The sequence below is a fragment of the Roseiflexus sp. genome (genome assembly GCF_057785375.1).
On sequence record NZ_JBYNRX010000098.1, the window covers coordinates 16,105 to 35,910 of the forward strand.

17 protein-coding genes are annotated in these 19,806 nt (G+C 60.9%); 12 read left to right on the top strand and 5 right to left on the bottom strand.

Annotation, left to right across the window (positions count from 1 at the left end):
- Window positions 1-61: 61 nt before the first annotated feature.
- The 6 genes from mnmA to AC3EA7_RS20005 all read left to right on the top strand — a co-directional run bounded on the left by mnmA (window position 62) and on the right by AC3EA7_RS20005 (window position 4,453).
- On the top strand, window positions 62-1,180 hold the full coding sequence (gene mnmA / locus AC3EA7_RS19980; RefSeq protein WP_488615837.1) for a tRNA 2-thiouridine(34) synthase MnmA: 1,119 nt from the start codon (window positions 62-64) through the stop codon (window positions 1,178-1,180).
- Window positions 1,181-1,196: 16 nt separating this feature from the next.
- Complete coding sequence (locus AC3EA7_RS19985) at window positions 1,197-1,445, top strand: hypothetical protein (RefSeq protein ID WP_488615838.1); 249 nt, start codon at window positions 1,197-1,199, stop codon at window positions 1,443-1,445.
- Between the two features lie 62 nt (window positions 1,446-1,507).
- On the top strand, window positions 1,508-1,951 hold the full coding sequence (locus AC3EA7_RS19990) for a hypothetical protein (protein WP_488615839.1): 444 nt from the start codon (window positions 1,508-1,510) through the stop codon (window positions 1,949-1,951).
- A 153-nt stretch (window positions 1,952-2,104) separates the two neighbouring features.
- The gene (locus AC3EA7_RS19995) at window positions 2,105-3,046 is read left to right on the top strand and encodes a DUF1385 domain-containing protein (RefSeq protein WP_488615840.1); all 942 of its coding nucleotides are present in this window, start codon (window positions 2,105-2,107) and stop codon (window positions 3,044-3,046) included.
- 28 nt (window positions 3,047-3,074) lie between these two features.
- Window positions 3,075-3,896, top strand: coding sequence for a DUF4388 domain-containing protein (locus tag AC3EA7_RS20000; RefSeq protein ID WP_488615841.1), 822 nt, complete (start codon window positions 3,075-3,077; stop codon window positions 3,894-3,896).
- 26 nt (window positions 3,897-3,922) lie between these two features.
- On the top strand, window positions 3,923-4,453 hold the full coding sequence (locus AC3EA7_RS20005) for a GTP-binding protein (protein WP_411854902.1): 531 nt from the start codon (window positions 3,923-3,925) through the stop codon (window positions 4,451-4,453).
- On the opposite strand, the gene pth is transcribed toward AC3EA7_RS20005, so the two are convergent.
- The 3 genes from pth to AC3EA7_RS20020 form a co-directional block, all read right to left on the bottom strand.
- Window positions 4,450-5,100, bottom strand: coding sequence for an aminoacyl-tRNA hydrolase (pth, locus tag AC3EA7_RS20010; RefSeq protein ID WP_488615842.1), 651 nt, complete (start codon window positions 5,098-5,100; stop codon window positions 4,450-4,452). The genes AC3EA7_RS20005 and pth overlap by 4 nt on opposite strands.
- A gap of 312 nt (window positions 5,101-5,412) precedes the next feature.
- A complete protein-coding gene (locus tag AC3EA7_RS20015) occupies window positions 5,413-7,308 on the bottom strand; it encodes a hypothetical protein (protein ID WP_488615843.1) in 1,896 nt (631 codons plus the stop codon).
- Window positions 7,309-7,341: 33 nt separating this feature from the next.
- Window positions 7,342-8,235 (bottom strand): sortase, encoded by an 894-nt coding sequence (locus AC3EA7_RS20020; protein ID WP_488615844.1) that lies wholly within the window; start codon window positions 8,233-8,235, stop codon window positions 7,342-7,344.
- Window positions 8,236-8,439: 204 nt separating this feature from the next.
- Between AC3EA7_RS20020 and AC3EA7_RS20025 the strand changes: the two genes are divergently transcribed.
- On the top strand, window positions 8,440-9,315 hold the full coding sequence (locus AC3EA7_RS20025) for a DUF2085 domain-containing protein (protein ID WP_488615845.1): 876 nt from the start codon (window positions 8,440-8,442) through the stop codon (window positions 9,313-9,315).
- Between the two features lie 155 nt (window positions 9,316-9,470).
- On the opposite strand, the gene AC3EA7_RS20030 is transcribed toward AC3EA7_RS20025, so the two are convergent.
- Window positions 9,471-9,794, bottom strand: a complete 324-nt coding sequence (locus AC3EA7_RS20030) for a hypothetical protein (RefSeq protein ID WP_488615846.1) — start codon at window positions 9,792-9,794, stop codon at window positions 9,471-9,473.
- A gap of 249 nt (window positions 9,795-10,043) precedes the next feature.
- On the opposite strand from AC3EA7_RS20030, the gene AC3EA7_RS20035 reads away from it, so the two are divergent.
- The 4 genes from AC3EA7_RS20035 (at window position 10,044) to AC3EA7_RS20050 (ending at window position 14,508) form a co-directional block, all read left to right on the top strand.
- A complete protein-coding gene (locus AC3EA7_RS20035) occupies window positions 10,044-10,988 on the top strand; it encodes a metal ABC transporter solute-binding protein, Zn/Mn family (RefSeq protein WP_488615847.1) in 945 nt (314 codons plus the stop codon).
- 91 nt (window positions 10,989-11,079) lie between these two features.
- Window positions 11,080-11,871 (top strand): metal ABC transporter ATP-binding protein, encoded by a 792-nt coding sequence (locus AC3EA7_RS20040; RefSeq protein WP_488615848.1) that lies wholly within the window; start codon window positions 11,080-11,082, stop codon window positions 11,869-11,871.
- A gap of 631 nt (window positions 11,872-12,502) precedes the next feature.
- On the top strand, window positions 12,503-13,387 hold the full coding sequence (locus tag AC3EA7_RS20045; protein WP_488615849.1) for a metal ABC transporter permease: 885 nt from the start codon (window positions 12,503-12,505) through the stop codon (window positions 13,385-13,387).
- An 8-nt stretch (window positions 13,388-13,395) separates the two neighbouring features.
- Entirely contained in the window at window positions 13,396-14,508 is a 1,113-nt protein-coding gene (locus AC3EA7_RS20050; RefSeq protein WP_488615850.1) for a metal ABC transporter permease, read from the top strand.
- A gap of 147 nt (window positions 14,509-14,655) precedes the next feature.
- Here AC3EA7_RS20050 and AC3EA7_RS20055 read toward each other — a convergent pair whose 3' ends face one another.
- On the bottom strand, window positions 14,656-16,311 hold the full coding sequence (locus AC3EA7_RS20055) for an IS1634 family transposase (RefSeq protein WP_488615851.1): 1,656 nt from the start codon (window positions 16,309-16,311) through the stop codon (window positions 14,656-14,658).
- Window positions 16,312-16,522: 211 nt separating this feature from the next.
- On the opposite strand from AC3EA7_RS20055, the gene AC3EA7_RS20060 reads away from it, so the two are divergent.
- Window positions 16,523-19,252, top strand: a complete 2,730-nt coding sequence (locus AC3EA7_RS20060; protein ID WP_488615852.1) for a DUF2029 domain-containing protein — start codon at window positions 16,523-16,525, stop codon at window positions 19,250-19,252.
- Window positions 19,253-19,806 lie beyond the last annotated feature (554 nt).

The following is a 19,806-nucleotide window of genomic DNA, read 5'->3' on the forward strand; positions in this document are numbered from 1 at the left end:
TATACACGCTCAACGAACAGAACGCACCTTCCTGTTTGTTGAGCGTCTGGATAGTATTCCAATGGCGAAGATCATGGTAGCCATGAGCGGCGGCGTCGACAGTTCGCTGGCGGCGGCGCTGCTCCACGAAGCCGGGCACGACGTTACCGGCGTGACATTACATCTGTGGGAGGGCGACGACGACCGCCTGGCGGAGAGTCTCTGCTGCTCCCAGCAAATGACCGAGAGCGCCCGGCGTGTGTGCGCGCAACTCGGCATACCCTACTATGTCTTCAATTATCAGCGCGAGTTCCGGCGCTATGTGATCGAGTACTTCCTGCGTGAGTACGCCAGCGGCTTCACGCCCAACCCGTGCCTGGAGTGCAACCGCGAGATCAAGTTTCGTGCGCTGCTGGCGCGTGCGCGCACCCTCGGCTTCGACTACGTCGCCACCGGGCATTACGCCCGGACTCGCGCCGATCAGACAGATGCCGACGATCCTGCCTCTCTATCGGCACACGGCGCGCAGCGCGTCATCTATCGCCTGTTGCGCGCCGTCGATGAGGAGAAGGATCAGTCGTACATGCTCTACATGCTCGGTCAGGAGGACCTGGCGCGGCTCATGTTTCCGATCGGCGAGTATACCAAGGCGGAGGTTCGCACCATGGCTGCTGCGCGCGGACTGGCGAGCGCCAACCGGCCAGAGAGCCAGGACATCTGCTTCGTCCCTGGCGGCGACTACCGCAATCTGCTGCGTGAGGAGCGCCCCGATGCATTGTACTCTGGACCAATCCTCGATCTCGAAGGGCGCGAGGTTGGCAGGCACCAGGGGTTGCCGCTCTACACCATCGGGCAACGGCGCGGGCTCGGCATCGCAACCGGACAACCCATGTACGTAGTTGCACTCGACGTTGCACGCAACGCAGTGATCGTCGGTCCCGAACCGGCGCTCCGGCGCACATCGCTGCACGCCGAACGGGTGACTTTCGTCAGCGGCGGCTGGACCCATGCGCCATTCGACTGCCTGGCGCAGATCCGGGCGCACGCCGATGCAGTTCCAGCACGGGTCATACCCGGCGGCGAGCCGGGAGCGGTCGAGGTGCGCTTCGAGCATCCGCAGCGCGCCATCACACCCGGGCAGGCAATCGTCTTCTACGACGGCGAGGTCGTGCTCGGGGGCGGGCGGATTGCGCGCGACTGATGGAGACACGTCGTCTATGCCGCCAGCCCTGCTGCTCATTCTGTTGATCATCACCGCCAGCGCCGCTCTGGCGCACCTGCTCTGGGGGCGGCGCTGGGTGCAGATACCGATATTCTGGCTGGCAGCCGCCGGAGGAGCGCTCATAGCACTGGCGATTGACGTGCGACTGCCGCTGCACCTGATCACACCCGCCGGCGTTCCGGTGCTCGAGATGACGCTTGGCGCGTGGGGGCTGCTGATCGTTGCCTCACGATTGCGCCTGTGATATAATCAGCGCCGCTCCGCGGCATCCGAGTGGCTGTCGCGCCTGGAAGAAGGAGATGCGCTGTGGGAAAATGGATCGGCATCGGACTGACCATTGTGCTGCTGATCGTCGTTGGGTTCATTATCGGCGCGTATCTGTCCCCTGATTTTCGTGTCGCTTCACGCGACATTGCAATTGTGGTGCTGGCGGTGTTCCAGATGATTTCGGCGCTGATATCGATTGCCCTGCTGCTGGTGCTGGTCTATGCGGTGCGCACGCTGACCCGCGTTTCCCGCACATCGCTGATCCCCAAACTGGAAGAAGTATCGGTCAAACTCGATCAGGTGCTGGAACAGGGGCGCGGCGTGGCGGCAAACCTGCGCGACACGACAAGCACCGTGAGCGGGACGACATCATTCCTGGCGGATCGCGCCATTGCGCCGGTTATTCGCGTCTCTGGTCTGATGGCAGGAGTGCGCGCCGCTGCGGCGTATCTCGCCAGGCGCGACGAGGAGCAGACGTCCTAGCGCATCTGCGAGGGTATACCCAGTGTTTGGTGGTACCGGCGCGCTATTGTCGTTCACTACGCTCCGTGGTATCATACGTCAATAGACAGTCACGTGCCAATGGTTGGATGTCGGAAGTCCGGGTGTGAATGGTGTGATGGGTCGGGCGAAGGAATGAGTGAGCAATCATTTTCGTATGGTGGTCAGGCCGTTCTTGAAGGGGTGATGATGCGCGGCTTGCGCCAGGCGACCGTTGCCGTCCGCACTCCATCAGGCGAGATTGTCTTTCGCCACGAAGCGCTGAATGTCGAGCGCCGCCGTATGTGGGAAACCCTGCCATTTCTGCGTGGCGTCCTGATGCTGTGGGACACGTTGAGTCTCGGCATTCGCGCACTCAATTTCTCTGCCAGCGCTGCCCTGGGTGAAGAAGAACAGCCGCCATCGAAGGGCGCGATCACGCTGACGCTCATTGTATCACTGGCGTTTGCATTCGGGTTGTTTTTCGTCACGCCGCTGCTGATTGCCAGCCTGCTCGAGCGTCTGGGGGCGACGCCGCTCATGCGCGATATGGCGGAAGGGTTTATTCAACTCGCCATCTTTATCGGCTATCTGACGCTTATCGGGCGGATGCCCGATATTCAGCGCACCTTCGGGTACCACGGCGCCGAGCACAAGACGATCAACGCCTACGAAGCCGGTGCGCCGCTGACCGTCGAATCGGTGCGCTCGTTCTCGCTGTTGCATCCCCGCTGTGGCACAAGTTTCCTGCTGGTCGTCGTCGTCCTGAGCATCCCGTTCTTTGCACTCTTCAGCGGTCTGCCGCTTGGCGAACGGTTGCTCTCGCGCATCATCTTAGTGCCGGTCATCGCAGCGGTTTCGTATGAACTGCTGCGCCTGTCGGCGGCAAACTTCCATCGTGGCTGGGTGCGGCGCCTGGTTGCGCCATCGCTGGCGTTGCAGCGCCTGACGACCCGTGAACCCGATGATACCATGATAGCTGTGGCAATTGCTGCGTTGATACCGGCGCTTGCCGCCGATGGCGTTGTTCCTGCGGCGTTCGACGCATCGCTAGCGCACGGCGTGGCGCGATCGCCTGCTGATGCCGCGCTCGCATAACCCTCGCATCAAGCGAGTGGAGGAAACCATGCCGCTGGTCGGTAACATCCGCGATTTTGGGCTTTCAGACTTCCTATACCTCGTTGACCGGGGCTATAAGACAGGATGCCTGCACCTGAGCCACGCCGATGACATGGCGTCGCTCTATTTCGACAAGGGCAAGCTGATTACGGCAACCCGGAAGGATGATAATGTCCCGGTCACCGATCTGCTCGTCCGTAAAGGAAAACTGATGCCGGTGCAGGCAACGCAGGCAGCGCAGGCGCATCAGGCGCAAAATGGCGTCAGTCTATCGCAGGTGCTCGTGACCCTGAATCTGATTGGGCGCGATGAATTGCAGCGTGTGCTGCAACAGCATATCGAGGAATCGGTGTATGCGCTGTTCGGATGGAACGAGGGCGAATTTCGCTTCGAACAGGGGCAGCGTCCTGAACCGACGGCGCCGATTATGCCGACCCCTCTGGCAGTTGAGCATCTGATCATGGAGGGTGTGCGGCGTATCGATGAGTGGGGCCGGATTAAGGATCGCATTCCGAACACCGACCTGGTCGTGAAATTTATCGAGCAACCCATCGAGCGCACCAAAGGGATTAACCTTGCTGCTGACGAGTGGCGTGTGTTCGCACGGATCAATGGCAAAGACACTCTGGCAGAGATTGCCCGGAAGACAGGAATGAGCGAATTTGATGTCTGCCGTATTGTCTATGGCTTCCTTACCGCCGGGCTGGTCGATGTCATTCGTAAGCCGGCGCCGGTGCCGATGCTGGCCACAGGCCGCCCCCTGGCCGAGGCGCCACGTGTCAAGAAGAGCCTGGTAACCCGCATTATCAACCGCATTCGTGGTATGTAACGGTGCAGTCAGCGTGGAGGACCGGTGTGCAGACGGTAAAAATGGTCATCAGCGGCGCAGTCAACGCCGGAAAAACCGAGTTCATCAGGACAATCAGCGAAATCGAAGTGGTTTCGACCGAACGTCCCGCAACTGACGATACCCGGCTGATCAAAAAGGAAACCACGGTTGCAATGGATTTTGGTCGCATTGCAATCGGCGATGATCTGGTGTTGCATCTGTTTGGCACGCCAGGGCAGAAGCGATTCGATTTTATGTGGGAGATTCTATCGGAGGGGATGCTGGGTCTGATCATCCTCGTTGATAGTACGCGTCCTGAAACGTTTCGCGAAACAAACCGCATTATCGATTTCTTTATGTCGTACCGCGAGACCCCTTACGTAGTCGCAGCCAATAAGCAGGATCGCCCCAATGCCTGGTCGCCGGACGAGTTGCGCCTGGCGCTGCGCCTTCCTTCCCATATCAAAGTGCTGCCCTGTATGGCGACTGAGCGCGAGAGCGTCAAAAACGTGTTGCTTGAACTGCTCGATGTGATTATGCAGCGCAGCGAGGATTAGCTGCTTTCTGCCGTGTGGGTGTTGTCAGAAGACGGCTCAGTGTCATCGTGCGCCCGCTTTTCCGCCCGATCCGGTTTCGGCGGTGGAGCGTTGATCCGGTTCATCGCAACGACTATGCCTTCGCAGAGCACCAACTCCAGTGCATCTGCCGCCCGCTCAATGACCTCTGGTAACTGCGCCTCCTGCTCAGGAGTGAAACGCCCCAACACATAACCGGCTAGGTCCCATGTTGGCGGTGGACGATCTATGCCAACCCGCAATCGTGGAAAGACCTGTGAACCAAGTAAGGTGATGATCGACCGCATGCCATTGTGCGTTCCGGCGCTGCCGCGTTCGCGCAGACGAAGCGCGCCAAACGGCAGATCGACATCATCGTACACCACCAGCAATTCGGTTGCCGGGTCGATTTTGTACCACTGGCGCAACCCGACAACCGCCTGCCCACTGAGGTTCATGAAGGTCTGCGGAAGGGCAAGCGCTACGCGCTGACCGGCGATGACTCCTTCTGCAACCTGCGCGTTAGCGCGTTTGTGTGTGAATTCGAGATGATGGCGATGGGCCAGTTCGGTAACAATCCGAAACCCGATGTTATGGCGCGTCCGGGCATAGGTATCACCCGGATTGCCAAGCCCTACGATCAGCCACATACCTGTGCTCCCGCAGTACAATAGTTGGGTGCGCACCCGAAACACGAGGGGCGCAGCGCGCTGCGCCCCCTGATGGTTTCTTACTCTTCTCTATCGCTCGCCTGATAGAGCGATCAATCAGATGGTGCACAATACTTGCCGGTGTTGATCGTCTTCCGCTGACGTTGGCTTCGACAGGCTCAGCCAACGTCACCCGCTCCACGTCCTTGTGATAGACCGCTCCTGGGAACGCAGGCGTCTCGCCGGCACAAGGCTCAGCCAGCGTCAGCCGCTCCACGTCCTCGATGGTCCAGGTTTTGGTTGATCGCTCTATTAGAGACGCGACCGGGCGCGATGGAGACGCCAGGTGCGCGCCAGGAGGGTTGCACCAAGCAACGCAAAACCCGCCAGAGGAACACCGGTGCTCGTTGCCGGCAGTGGCGCCGTCGTCGCTGGACTGACCGCGTCGCCTGCGGTGGCAGACGTTGCTGCCGGCGCCACTCCCGCCGGTTGCGCCGCCTCGACGATCGCGGTCGGCGGCTCAGTGGCCGGTACAGGCGTCAGCGTTGCGGTTGGCGTCGCAGTTGGCGCCTCGGTTGGCGCAGCAGTCGCCGTATTCGTCGGCAGGACCTGCGCCTGCGCCGTATTGACCACATCGACCGTCACGATATTCGAGTAGAGGGGAATGGAAAGGCCGGCAAAGGTCAATTCAGCCTGCGCGACGATACGTGTTCCAGCAAGCACATCCGGTTTGATTCTGGTCTGGACAATCACCTCGAACCCCTGGCCCGCAGGCAACTCAGCGACGCCCAATGAAATACGATTATCGGTGCGCGAGGGATCGCCCGGAGTAAACGCGCCTGGAGTGTTACGGTCAATTGGACCGGCGGACAGCGCAATGATTTCGAGATTGGCCGGCAGGACGCTGCGGAGCGCCAGATCACGCAGAGCATCGGTTGGATGCGTATTACGAATCGCGATCACATACGTGACAGCATCGCCGGGGAATGCGCTGCCCCAATTGCTTGCCATTCGGAAGAAGACGGCATCTGTGGACGCAATCATCGTTGGCGACGCCGCCGGTGTTGCGGTGCGCACACCACTCGTGCCGGCAGGACGTGTCGGGCGCGGCTGTTGAACCACCCGCGTTGCCGGCGCAACCGGCGCAGGCGTTGGCGGCAAAACCAGGTCGATGACAGGCGGCGGCGGCGCGCCCCCTTCGCCGCCACCTCCTGCCGGAGGCGGCGCCGGCGGTTGAGGCGGCGTCGGCGTTGGTGTTGGGACACCAGGAGTGACCGGTGTTGCCGGCGGCGATGTCGGGCGATTGGGGTCTGGCGACGGAGTCGGCGGAATGATGCCTCCGCCAGATATGCGCACGGCCACCGGATCGGAGGCTGCGGTAAAACTGCGGGCATCCTGCGCCGCCGCCTGATTGGAAATGATGACCTCGGACTGAACGCCAGGACGCACGCGAACATTGATATTGATCGAGACCGGTTGGTTGACGACGGCAGTGACCGTACATACAACGGTATTGCCGCTCACCTGACACGACCCGTTCGAGGCGCTCGTGCCGGTCACTTCCAATTGCGCATTGATCGGATCACGCACCTCGATCTGGATCGGAACCGACGAGTTCGTACCGACTGCCAGCGAATACGTAAATTCCTGGCCCGGCGAAGCAAACTGCACCGAGGCGGATTTTGAGAGAGTCAGCGGCGGTACGCCAAGAACCGGCGTCGGACTGGGACCCGGAGTAGGCGTAGAAGTCGGCGTTCTGGTCGGCGAGAAGGTCGGAATCGGCGTGATCGTGCCCCCTGAGTCGCTGGTCGGGCTTGGCGTATTCGTTGCCGCCGGCGTTTGATTGCCCGGCGTTGCGGTTGGCGTATCGACCGGAGTTGGAGTCGTCACCGAGGTCGGGCTACTGGTTGGGCTTGGACCCGCCGTCGGGCTTGGCTCTGGCGTCTCAGTCGCACGCGCCTGCGGCTCCGCAGCCGGCGCCTCGGTAGGCGCCTCAGCCGGACCAGTGGCGGGCGCCTCAGTCGGCGCTTCCTGTGCGCGTGGAGCAGCCGGCGCAAAGGCGGGATACACCCAGCGATAGACTTCCGCATAGAGCGGGAAGACGATCAGCGCCACACTCAGCACAACGAGCAGCAATTCATAGAAGGTCCAGCGCGCGGGCGCGCGCCCGGAACGCGGTGAACGATGACGGTCAGGGAGACGCTGCATAATGACGTTCCTCCTTGCGATCCAGGCGTTGCGCTATTCGCCGGTCAGCGGCTGCGCCCCGACCAGATCACCAATGACAATCAGGCGCTGGGTGTCCCAGTTGGTGCAGGTGATCAGGGTGATGGTCGGCGCCGGTGTGGGATCGAGCACCTCGACTTCTGTGGGCCAGATATTTCGCATTTCACGAACCCGATACTGATAGCGCCAAGTTCCTGCATCGACAAACATATCCGCTCCGGGACTCAGGCGACCCAGGTCGCGAAAGACGGCGCCGCGCAGGCCGGCATGCCCTGCGAGCGCCATATTTCCGGGATCGCCAGGCAATCCTGTGCCGTGAAGATAACCGGCGGCATAATCGGCGACCTGCCAGGCGCCATCGACGATGAAAACCTCAACAACCGGCGTATCAAGACCAAGGGCTGGAATGATCAGGCGACGAGGCAACGGCGTACTCTGCTCTTCCGCCGCTTCAATGGGCGAACGCGGCGCCAGAAATCCTTCGGCGGGCGACGGTTGCTGCATATTCGGCGTCGTGAATGGGAGCGGTACAGCAGCAGGAATAATCCGTTCCGGGGCTGCCGATGCGGGCGGATGCACAATCACCGCTGCGCGAGGAGCGGCTTCAACCGGCGGCGCCTGTCGCATTGCCTGTTGCACATGCCACCAATCGCGCACCGGCCCATCCACGACCCACCAGGCAAAGATCAGCATTGCCGCAATACCAAACAGGCGTTCTGCATGATGAAGCCAGTGATCGACCCAGGTACGGAAACGGTATCCGCGAAGCGCCTGATTGCGATGCTCATCAAGAGAACGCAACACTGTCGGCTTCTTCCATGATCGGCTTGGCGTCAACGGTGTGCTGATCAGTGTTTCGAGAAGCGTTTCGTCGTCTGATTGCGTTGTCACAGGCGAGTGAGATGGCACGGAATATCATATATCGTTGGGGGATGACCCACAACACTCTTTATACCTTGAATGATTATACGCGATGCATGGCAGTTGTGCAATAGGAATCTGCGAATCTGCCCTATGCTATCGCCTGGCATATTCTTGAGGTGTAAAGTGATCCGTTAAGTTATGCACCAGGGTGCAATTGCAATATAATGATTGTGAGAGGAGAAAGCCGATATGAAGCATGATCAGATGCCATCCGGCGACATATCCGCAGAACAGGTGATTGCAAGGGCGCAAGCGCTGATTGCTGCACGATCCGACGCAGCATCCGCCCAACGCGCTGTGAAGGAGCGACGCTGGCGCCTGTTCTTTCTTATCACATTGATTGCGCTGGTCATCGCAATACTTGCGGCGCCTGCGCCAACGCTGGAAAAGAAATTAATCCTTGCGCTGAGCGGGGTATGTTCGCAGCAGCACAACCTGTTCGTTGGCGGTATTCAACTGCCGCTCTGTGCGCGTGATACGGGGATGTACCTCAGTCTGCTGGCGACATTGGGCGTGCTGATGCTCCGCGGTCGAGGCAAGGCCGGCGGGTTGCCGCCGTGGCGTATCCTGGCGACGCTGATCGGGCTAGCGCTCATTATGGCAGTCGATGGAGTCAATTCGACAATCAACGAGATCGGGATGATGCCGTGGTATGAGCCGCGCAACGACCTGCGCACCGTAACGGGCATGGGCGCCGGAGTGGGACTGGCAGTACTGCTGATGCTTCTCTTCAATCGCTCGCTACGGCGCGATGTCGATGAGACGCTGCCGGTGCTGGGAACATGGCGCGAGTTGGCGCTGATCGCCTCGATCAACGCGATTATTCTGACGGTGTTGCTGCTCGACATTGGGTTTCTGGCGTGGCCTCTGGCGCTGCTCGACGTTATCGGGGTGAGCGGGACGCTGTTCGTGACGGCATTGACCGCAACCGCAGTCGTTATGAACTATGATGGAACTATCACATGCCTGGCACACCTGGCGCGACCGGCGACCTTTGCATTGATCCTGACCGGAGCGTTTCTAGCAGGCATGGCGTGGCTTCGCGCCACATTCATCGGCATCTGAAACTGAGCCAGGGGCGCAGCGGCGCCGCGCCCCTCCAGGCGTCCCGACTTGCTGTTTTGCCCTCACCCCCCGCCCTGCTCCTGCACGACGCGAGCGGGGCGCGTTGGAGCGACGCAACGCAGAGGTGCACCAACAACACCCCCATTTGCGAGGCGTCATATCATCGCCTGCGACGAGCGCAGCATGCGGGCGCGCCAGCGCGCAAGATCCGCCAGGCGCCCGAATGACTCGTAGAGGCCAGCGTCATGTGCCAGGTGCGCCTGACGCGCCTCGATCTCCTGCGCCAGCCGATCGAGCGCATCTGCATTATCGACAGCGTCTTTGTACTGCGCCATGAATGCGTAGAAACCGCCGTGCGCCGGATTGCAGACACGCAGATCGTATCGCCGATTCACCGCCTGTTCGTGCAGCCGCCATAACTCGTGATCCGATGGCGGCGATGCACGAGACGCAGGCGCAACAGGTTTTCGCCAGAACATTGCGCTCCTCCTGCACATATGATGCGTCGCACACGGTCCTGGTTACCCGGCAGGCGCTTCAACAGGCTCAGCGCACCGTTCTCCTGAGGTGTGACGCCCCATCTACGACTATGGTCACCCGACAGGCGCTTCGACAGGCTCAGCGCACCGTTCTCCAGCACGGAGATGCCCGTCTTGACAATTCCTGCGATTTCGGTATAATTCTTGCAGTGATTTAGGTGATACAAAATCATCTTTTAGGAAAACCACATGAGGCTATGGCAACAGCGATGCGTGGCGCTCTTTGCAATGGTCACGCTCATGATCGCCTGTGGGCAACCGGCAACGCGCGGCGACGATCTTTCCGACCGACCCATCCGCATCGTGACAACCACCGGGATGGTCGGCGATCTGGTGCAGAACATCGGCGGCAAGCGGGTTCGGGTAAATGCGCTGATGGGTCCGGGAGTCGATCCGCATCTGTACAAAGCGAGCGCTGGCGATGTGATCCGCTTGCAGGAAGCGGACATCATCTTCTACAACGGGCTGCACCTTGAAGCCGCCATGGGAGAAGTGCTCGAACGCATGCAAGGGCAGGTCAGAGCAGTCGCGGTGACGGCTGGCATCCCGCGTGAGGCGCTGTTGCCCTCGGATGAGTACGAAAACCTGTACGATCCGCATGTCTGGTTCGACGTGACCCTGTGGAAACGGGCGGCGGAGCATGTGCGCGATACGTTGATCGAACTCGATCCCCTCAGTGAGTCGATCTATCGCGCGAACGCAGATGCCTACCTGCGCCAGCTCGATGAGCTGCACGCCTACGTGCTGGAGCAATCGACCACCATTCCCGAAGAACAGCGGGTCCTGATCACGGCGCACGACGCCTTCCGCTATTTTGGGCGCGCCTACGGCTTCGAGGTGCGCGGATTGCAAGGCATCAGCACGGTTACCGAAGCCGGCACAGCCGATGTTCAGGAACTGGCTGAGTTTATTGCCGAGCGCCGCATTGCTGCAATCTTTGTCGAAACGTCGGCGCCGCAACGCGCGATCGAGGCAGTGCAGGCAGCGGTGCGCGCACGCGGTTTCGAGGTGCAGATCGGCGGCGAACTCTTCTCGGATGCAATGGGCGATCCAGACTCGCCGGAGGGAACCTACATCGGCATGGTGCGCCATAACATCGATACGATTGTGAGCGCGCTGCGGGGCGCCGCATAAGGCACGAGGGAAAAGGCGTGAGGGAACGATTTGGAGTTGAAACATGGAGAGAGGTTGCAGCGCAACGCCTCGACGACAGATGGAATCGCAGATGAGCACTACATACCCCGCAATTCAGGTGACCGATCTGACCGTTGCATACCGCGACAAGCCGGTGCTGTGGGACATTGACCTGACTGTGCCCGGTGGCGTGTTGATGGGAATCATCGGACCAAATGGCGCCGGCAAGACGACGCTGATCAAGACGATCCTGGGTCTCATTCGCCCGGCTGCCGGGCAGGTGTTGATCTACGGCAAACCCTACGCTGAGCAGCGCCGGCTGGTCGCGTATGTACCGCAGCGCAGCAGCGTCGATTGGGATTTTCCAGCCAGCGTGCTCGATGTGGTGGTGATGGGGCGGTATGGCGCGCTTGGCTGGTTCCGCCGACCAGGAAAGCGCGAACGCGAACTTGCGCTCGAGGCGCTGACCCGTGTCGGCATGCAGGAATTCGCTCATCGCCAGATCAGCCAGCTTTCTGGCGGGCAGCAGCAGTGCGTCTTTCTGGCGCGTGCGCTGGTGCAGGATGCACAGGTGTATTTTATGGACGAACCCTTTCAGGGGGTCGACGCAACCACAGAGCGAGCAATCGTCGGGTTGTTGCAAGACCTGCGCGCCGCCGGGAAGACGGTTGTTGTCGTGCACCACGACTTGCAGACGGTCGCCGAATACTTCGACTGGGTCACACTCCTCAATGTGCGGCTGATCGCCAGCGCTCCGGTCGCGGAGGCGTTTACCGAGGCCGCACTACGCGCCACGTATGGCGGACACATTGCATTTCTCGAAGGACGGTATCCCGACACAACCGCCGGAGAGCGACGCACTGGCGTTGTCATTTCATCCTGAACGACCAGGAACGGTTTGCACTGCTGCTGGAGGCGCAGGCATTACGCCGTGCAGTGATGAGTTTGGTCTCTGACCCTCATATCGTGTAGCGGTCAGTCATACAAGATGTTCGAGCGCCCGGTTCGCAAGGCGTAACAATCTACAACGCCTTGGCATCAGCAGCCCCAACAGGGCTTTCATGTCCTCAGCGAGAGCTTTAGCCCGCAGCGCCCCGGCATCTCGCTGCGCGCCCCGGCAGTATTGTACAGATGATCGTGCATTCGTAATCAGTTCTCAGTTCTCACTAAAATGCGGTCGGTCAGACAAGATGTGCGAAGGTTCGGTTTGCGAGGTACAACAGTCAACACGCACCGGCAGACGTGTCGTGGACCGCAATCTGCCCGGCGGCTGAAGCTGCAGGCTACGGGCGCCAAGCCCGCCTGCGCGGGCTGCACCGCGCGATGCCAGATGATATGCGCAAAAACCCATTGTTGTCCAAATGACTGTGTATGAGTATCAGTTCTCAGTTCTCAGTTCTCGGTTCTCAGTTCTCGGTTCTCAGTTCTCGGTTCTCGGTTCTCGGTTCTCAGTTCTCGGTTCTCGGTTCTCAGTTCTCAGTTCTCAGTTCTCAGTTCTCGGTTCTCGATTCGCTATGTTCGATGATCTCTTTACTAACTACACCCTACGCACCGTCGTGCTCGGATCGACGTTGCTCGGCATCGTAAGCGGCATGGTCGGCGCATTCGCCGTCCTCCGCCGGCAGAGTCTGCTCGGCGACGCCATGTCGCACGCAGCGCTGCCGGGCATCGTGCTGGCATTCATCGTCACCGGCAGCCGCGAGCCGTTGGCGCTCATGATCGGTGCAGCACTCGCCTGCTGGATCGGCGCTCTGCTTGTGACGTCGATTGTACGCACCACACGACTCAAGAGTGACAGCGCCCTCGGATTGATCCTGGCGACCTTCTTCGGCGCCGGTCTGGTGCTGCTGACATGGGTGCAGCAATGGCCCACCGCTGCGCAGGCGGGTCTTGACAGGTATCTCTTCGGTCAGGCGGCGACCCTGCGCGAACGCGATGTCATCACAATGACGATTATTGGTCTGCCCGCGCTGCTGATCCTGGCGCTCTTCTGGAAAGAATACGCCATTCTGGCGTTCGATCCGGATTTCGCCAGCACTATCGGACTGCCGGTGCGCCTGCTCGATGTGCTGCTGACCTCGCTGCTGGTTGTGGCGATCATCATTGGTTTGCAGACCGTTGGCGTGGTGCTGATGAGCGCCATGCTTGTCGCACCGGCGGCGGCGGCGCGGCAGTGGACGGATCGGCTGGGTGTGATGGTGGCGCTCTCCGGTCTCTTTGGCGCCTCGGCCGGTGTTGTTGGGACGCTGTTGAGCGGTGCCGTCGCGCGGCTTCCAACCGGACCGATGATTGTCGTGTGCATCAGCGTACTGGCATTCGCATCGCTCTTGCTGGCGCCGCGCCGAGGGCTGGTATGGGCATGGCTGCGCAATGCCCGACCGGTTGTGATGAACCAGTAGTGTAACCCATGAGTCCATTGACAGAAATCACGCTCATCGCCATTGTCACTGCGGTTGCCTGCGCCCTGCCTGGCGCGTTTCTGGTGCTGCGCCGGGTGGCGATGATCAGCGATGCCATTACCCACACAGTTCTGCTTGGCATTGTTCTGGCATTCTTTCTCGTGCAAGACATGACGTCGCCAATCCTTGTAGTTGCAGCGGCAGGCACAGGTGTGGCGACGGTTGCGCTGATTGAACTGCTGCACCGGACGGGACGGATACGCGAAGACGCTGCGATCGGGCTGGTTTTTCCGTTTCTGTTCAGCATTGCGGTCATTCTCATTGCACAATATGCTGGCAATGTCCACCTCAATGTTGATGCCGTGCTGCTGGGCGAGCTGGCGTTTGCACCACTCGACCGGTATACCCTGTGGGGCTACGATCTGGGACCACGGGCGCTCTGGTTGATGAGCGGCATTCTTGGAGTGTCGCTGCTGCTGCTGATCCTGTTCTACAAAGAACTGAAACTGGCGACCTTCGATGCGGCGCTGGCGGCAACGCTCGGATTCACGCCCGCAGCGCTGCACTACGGTCTGATGAGTGTCGTCTCGCTGACGGCGGTGGGCGCATTCAACGCCGTCGGTTCGGTGCTGGTCGTCGCGTTGATGGTCGCGCCGCCGGCTGCCGCCTATCTGCTTACTGATCGTCTGTCGCGTGTGCTGGCGTTGAGCGCCGCATTCGGCATGCTGGCAGCGATTCTGGGATGCATGGCTGCGTTTGCGCTCGACGCATCGATTGCCGGTGCAATGGCGGTCGTTACCGGGCTGATCTTTGGCGTGGCGTGGGTATTTGCTCCCGAACGCGGTCTGGTCGCGCAGGCGTTGCGCCATGCTCGCCAGCGCCAGGAATTTGCGCAGGCGATGCTGCTGGTGCATGTGCTCCACCATGAGAGAACGCCACAGGGCGCAGTCGAATGCGATGCAGCGCATCTCAATGAGCATCTGTGCTGGGATGCATCGTTTACTGCACACATCCTGCGGCGTGCTGAGCAGCAGGGGCTGCCGCAACGACAGAATAGCGAGATTACGCTTACAGAAAGCGGACGGCGTCTCGCGGAGCAAACGCTTCGCGGAGAGAGATGACAGCGATGCCGGCAGGGCGAAGGCAATGCCTTCGCCCACCCAACGGCCAGTTGAGCAGGAAGATCGCTTCGCTGCGCGTTGATGCCCGACGCCCCGGCATGGGCCAACCGCACAAGCATCCTATTTTCCGCTACCCCTCTTTGAAGGTTAGGGAGCACAGGGAGACAGCTCCATGATTTTCATAATCTGTCTCTGTACAGGATGCAGCTCTGGCCAATGCACTCGCGGACGCCGCCCTTTACGCCGCACAATGACCAGTGCATAGTCCGCAAACGCCCGTAGCAGCGCTTTCGCCGTCGGATACCGATTGTCCCGCTTCTCCGGCATCAATCCTTTGAGGGTCTGCCCGGTCTTGGCAATCCAACGGCGCACTTGATGTTCTAACAAAGCCGCCACTAACACCGCAATCATAATCAACAACGTCAACCCCACCAAGCGCTTCGGCTTATGCAGCCACATCGGGCGGATTTGTACAGGACTCTTGATGAAATCAATCGTTTGCTCGACTTGCACTTGCTCTTTGTACTTTACCAAAGCCATTGCCGCCGTGAGCCGCTCCGCTGGCACGTTCGTGCTGAGCAACACCACCCCATCAAAGCGCGGATCGCTGGCCAGGACTTGTTCACGCCGTTGCCAAGTCAGCGTCCAGTCTTGGGCCTCCGGCGTCCCCTGCAGGGTATACGCCAAATACGGCTGGGCTTTGGCGTTGCGCAATGCGCGTTCAATCCGTGTCTCAATGGTGGCCCGGTCGGTATAGTCATATTTGCCCAAAAGCCCCGCCAGGCGTTGCAAGGCGCGTTCCCCCGCCTGCAACGCTTGGGTGCGGGCTTGGGCATCCCGTTCCGCCTTGTCGCTAGAATGGCAGAAAATCCAGCGCAAAGCATACACTTGCTGGGTTTTGGGATCCACTAGTTCCTGCACCACCTCACACACCTGATAGCGCGGGCGTCCCTCGGGCGGTTTACGGGCATGGTTGCGGCTGACATACTCCACAGGTGTCCAATGGAGGGCTCCCGTGCGTAACTTTTCCTCCGTCTCCAACCAAACGGCCTTGGCGGTGTCGGTCCACGGATGGGCGGACAGGAAGGGTTGGCGGTGCTGGCAGAAGGTGAGTTGGTTCTCGAAGGTGCACATCTTGCGATCGCCAATCAGCACGGCCTGACCCGCCGCAAACAGCGCTTGGCGCAGGGCGTTCATATCGGCCACATAGACCCCCTCATCGCCCTGGTTGCCATCCCAGGGGCGATACCAGAGCGGCACACGGTCGGTCGTAATCAGGCTGAGCACCAATTGCACTTTGTGGCGTTGGCCGTCCTTGTTGTAGCCTTCGACCAGCAAGGGCACGTGCTCCTCTTCCTGGGCACTCTCTTGGGCCTCGGCATAAGCACCTTCAAAATAAACGGTCGTCGTGTCAGCATGGAGCCAGTCCAAGTCCACGTGGAAACGCTGCACGGCGTTCTTGAGGATAGAAGTCCAGATGGTGACTGGCTGCTCCGCCACGCCATCCAATAGAGCCCCCAAGCGGTCGTCATCCAGCCACTCGGCTTGGAGGCCAAAGACGTGGTCCATGCCGTGCTGGGCAGCCCACTCCGCCATCTGGTAGAGGGGCGTGGGCTGGAGACTTAAACGATTGGTGATGATGGCTTGGGACAACTCTCCGTAGGTGGCTTCAATCTCTGGCTGTGCCTTGAGGGACTGGTCAATCGCGGCCACCACGCCAAGCCGTTGCAGTATGTTTTTGACCAGATACGCGCCACCGACGACAACCGTCTGATACCCAACTGGATGTGTTTTGCCTGGCATACAATCCACCTCCTGGGTGGATTGTATCCAAATCTGGCTTCAGGCACAAACCCCTAAACAGGGGTAGCGGAAAATAGGTACACATGGTCACACTACGTTCTATCACATCGGCATCTCGGGAGTCAAGAGACATATATCATTCCATCGCGAGACACTGGTCCTTATATGAGCACGCAGCGATCCCGCCCGGCTCGTGCTATAATCGTCCCCTGTGTCACACACCACGATCCATACTGCCGATCGCTCATCGCTGCTGATGCTGACGCGCACCGCGGGTGCGCTGGCGACTGCCGCGCTCGGTGCGCTCGTTGCGGCACACCTGGTCTTCTTCGCGCTACGCACCTGGCATGTGCTGGCATTCCCCTACCCCCTCGATTACGGCGAGGGACCGTTGCTGGCGCAGGTGAACGCGCTGCGCAGCGGAACATCCCTGCCACGTCTGTACAGCGACCCTGGCGCGCCGCCCTACCTGGTCGTCAACTACCCGCCGGTCTATCTGATCGCCGCCTGGTTACTCGCCCCGCTGATCGACAGCGCGGTTCCCACAAGCAATGCAACGCTGCTCGCAGGTCGCCTGATAACGTTGCTGGCGACGCTGGGAAGCGCATTCCTGCTCTGGCGAGCGGCATTGCCGGTCGATGATGACCACACAACATCAACGCAGCGGATCACCGTGTTCATCGCCACGCTCGCATTTCTTGCGCTGCCCATCGTGCGCGAATGGGGCGCACTGATGCGCGTCGATATGCTGGGGGTCTGCCTAGGGTTGTGGGGATTGTTGCTGACCCGTCGGCTGTCGCGCTGGGCAGCCCTCCCGCTGGCGCTGAGCCTGCTGGTGAAACCGTCGCTGGTCGCCGCGCCGGCGGCAGCGCTTATCTGGCTCTGGTTCCGTCAGCGCCGCCGTGCGCTGGAAGTGGCGCTGATCATGGTTGCCATCGGGGGCGCTGCCGCCGGCGCGCTGCAGCTGGCATCCGGCGGCTGGTTCTGGCTTCACGTCGTTGCCGCCAACGCCAACCCCTGGTCGGCGGCGCTCGCCGAGGGGTTCTGGCAGGATCAGACCGCCATCCTGTGGACCCTCTGGATCGGCGCAGCGTGCGCTGCTGCGCTCCTGCTGGCGCGCGCCGCGCCGGACGCCTCGAACTGGCGCCGTTCCTCGCCGCCTTCAGATATGTCGCCGGTGCACGGTTTGCTGCCGGTTGTCTACACCTGCTTTGGCGCATTCGTGGCATTCGGCGTTGGCAAAGTTGGCGCCTACGCCAACTATTTTCTCGAGTTCTATGCTGGCGCGGTCTGGCTCATTGCCGCCGCCGTCGCCTATCTTCTCGCAACAGACCAGTCTCGCAACGGGCAGCGCCTCGCTTCGACCCGGCGCTCCATTTCGGATGAGCAAACGCCTGCGCCGGAAGAGCAAACGCCCTCCTTGAGTTCCCGCATTTCGATGCTGACCTCCTGGTTCCTGGCGATCAACGCACGCACACAGCCGCTTGCTGCTCGCGCCCAGCGCCCCGACTCCTGGTTCTCAGTTCTCGGTTCTTCCATACTCCTCCTGCTGCTCGCCGCCTCGCTCCTCCGCTACTACCCGCTCTGGAGCGAAAACTATGTCAAACCATACGGACTCATCGAGGGGGACAACCCGCCGCGGATGGCGTTCGGAACTTACGGCGTCTGGCGCGATCTCCAGCGCGAAGAGGAGATCCTCGCCACCCTGCGCCGGGTGAACGCTGCGCTCGTCGAAGATGTGCAGGCGGCTGGCGCGCCAATCGTCACCGACATGCCCGGCATTGCAGCGCAGGCTGGCGTGCTGACGCGACTCCAGGCGTTCGAGCATCGCCAATTGTACGACGCGGGACTGCTGGACCAGCGCCCTCTTCTGCGCGATATGGCGAACGGGCGCGTTCCGCTGGTCGTGCTGGACTACCTGGGGAACTGGCTCACGCCAGAAATGGTTGCACTGATCACTCACCGTTACGCCCAAACCGGCTCCCGCGGCACGTTCGACCTGTACCAGCCGGTTGATCCAGGGCGCCGCAGTGACGCAGCGCTCGACATTGGCGCAGGCATTCGGGTGACCGGCGTGTTCCTCACCATGCCCGGCGGTGCGCAGTACGCTCCGGGAGAGCGCGTCGTTCTGACCCTGGAACTGAGCAATCTCGCGGGCGCTCAGTTGGGAGCGCCCTTACCGGGACCGTGTGACACTGCTCCCTGCCAGGTGCGCGTGACCCTGGCAACAGACGATGGCGGAGCCATTGCCGCCTGGGAACGCCCACTCATTTACGACGCACTCCGCCCCGCCGATTGGGATGGCGCCGCAATCCAGCACATGCACCCGATTGATCTGCCCTTTGAATTGCCGACAGGAACCTACCGGCTGGCTGTGGCGCTGTACGACAATGCGGAACCACTCACTTCCCCACAGCACATCGCGCAGATCGAGGTCGGTGAACAGAGCGGACGGCTGCTCGGCGAACGCGGCTATTTCGTGCCTGCGCCGATCTTTACGTTCTGGTTGGACGCGGGCGGGTACGAAGGACCGGGCGATCCGCTGATGCCTGCCGTGCCGTTTGCCGATGGCGTGGTGCAGTGCTTTCTGCGGGCATGCGTCCGCTATGCCGGAGGCGAAGTCTCCCGCCTCTCGCTCGGCGAGCTGGTCGTCATTGGCGAGAGCGGTCTGCGTCCCGTGCAACCCGAAACCGGATCATCACAATTCTTTCCGGAAACCGGATACGCCCTGCGCGGCGCATTTCTGGAAGCATGGGAAGCCAATGGCGGAATGGAAATGCTGGGACCGCCGATCAGCGACGAGATGCAACGCGGCGCAGCGCGCGTCCAGTACACCCGCTACGCCCGGCTCGAACGTCATGAAGGCGCGGATACGGTCCTGCTGGCGAACCTGGGAGAGGAATACCTGCGCTTGCCGGGCATTCCCTACCGATGGCAGTGAATGAGGGGTTAGGGATTAGGGGTTAGGGGTTAGGGTATTCCGCCTTCTACTCTTCCCGCCTTGCAACCTGCAACTCTCATTTGAACCACAGAAACACAGAGAGCACGGAAAGTCGCATTACACCCTTATGTCACGTTCGCCCGTGCAACGTCCCACAACTTTCCCACGTGCAACGTGAAACACGGGCCTATCCACGAGGAGACGTTGCATTGCACCGTCTCTACCTGTTCACCCGCCACTCACCTATCCTCACACCTCTCACCTCTCGCCTCTCACCTCTCACCTCTCACCTCTCACCTCTCACCTCTCACCTCTCGCCTCTCACCTCTCGCCTCTCACCTCTCACCTCTCGCCTCTCACCTCTCACCTCTCGCCTCTCACCTCTCACCTCTCACCTCTCACCTCTCGCCTCTCACCTCTCGCCTCTCGCCCCTCGCCTCGCGTCACCTGCCACCTTCAACCTGCACCCCTTCAACCACCAAACAGCGCCTCGACCGGCGTCGTGAACCCGGGCAGCACATCGCCGCCGTCCAGCATATCGCCGGGGCGCAGCA

Excerpts from the sequence above, each read along its gene's own strand:
- AC3EA7_RS19995 (WP_488615840.1), top strand. The coding sequence starts at position 2,105 with ATGAGTGAGCAATCATTTTCGTATGGTGGTCAGGCCGTTCTTGAAGGG.
- AC3EA7_RS20030 (WP_488615846.1), bottom strand. The coding sequence starts at position 9,794 with ATGTTCTGGCGAAAACCTGTTGCGCCTGCGTCTCGTGCATCGCCGCCA.
- AC3EA7_RS20025 (WP_488615845.1), top strand. The coding sequence starts at position 8,440 with ATGAAGCATGATCAGATGCCATCCGGCGACATATCCGCAGAACAGGTG.
- AC3EA7_RS19985 (WP_488615838.1), top strand. The coding sequence starts at position 1,197 with ATGCCGCCAGCCCTGCTGCTCATTCTGTTGATCATCACCGCCAGCGCC.
- AC3EA7_RS20055 (WP_488615851.1), bottom strand. The coding sequence starts at position 16,311 with ATGCCAGGCAAAACACATCCAGTTGGGTATCAGACGGTTGTCGTCGGT.
- AC3EA7_RS20045 (WP_488615849.1), top strand. The coding sequence starts at position 12,503 with ATGTTCGATGATCTCTTTACTAACTACACCCTACGCACCGTCGTGCTC.
- AC3EA7_RS20015 (WP_488615843.1), bottom strand. The coding sequence starts at position 7,308 with ATGCAGCGTCTCCCTGACCGTCATCGTTCACCGCGTTCCGGGCGCGCG.
- AC3EA7_RS20050 (WP_488615850.1), top strand. The coding sequence starts at position 13,396 with ATGAGTCCATTGACAGAAATCACGCTCATCGCCATTGTCACTGCGGTT.
- pth (WP_488615842.1), bottom strand. The coding sequence starts at position 5,100 with ATGTGGCTGATCGTAGGGCTTGGCAATCCGGGTGATACCTATGCCCGG.
- AC3EA7_RS20035 (WP_488615847.1), top strand. The coding sequence starts at position 10,044 with ATGAGGCTATGGCAACAGCGATGCGTGGCGCTCTTTGCAATGGTCACG.
- mnmA (WP_488615837.1), top strand. The coding sequence starts at position 62 with ATGGCGAAGATCATGGTAGCCATGAGCGGCGGCGTCGACAGTTCGCTG.
- AC3EA7_RS20040 (WP_488615848.1), top strand. The coding sequence starts at position 11,080 with ATGAGCACTACATACCCCGCAATTCAGGTGACCGATCTGACCGTTGCA.
- AC3EA7_RS20000 (WP_488615841.1), top strand. The coding sequence starts at position 3,075 with ATGCCGCTGGTCGGTAACATCCGCGATTTTGGGCTTTCAGACTTCCTA.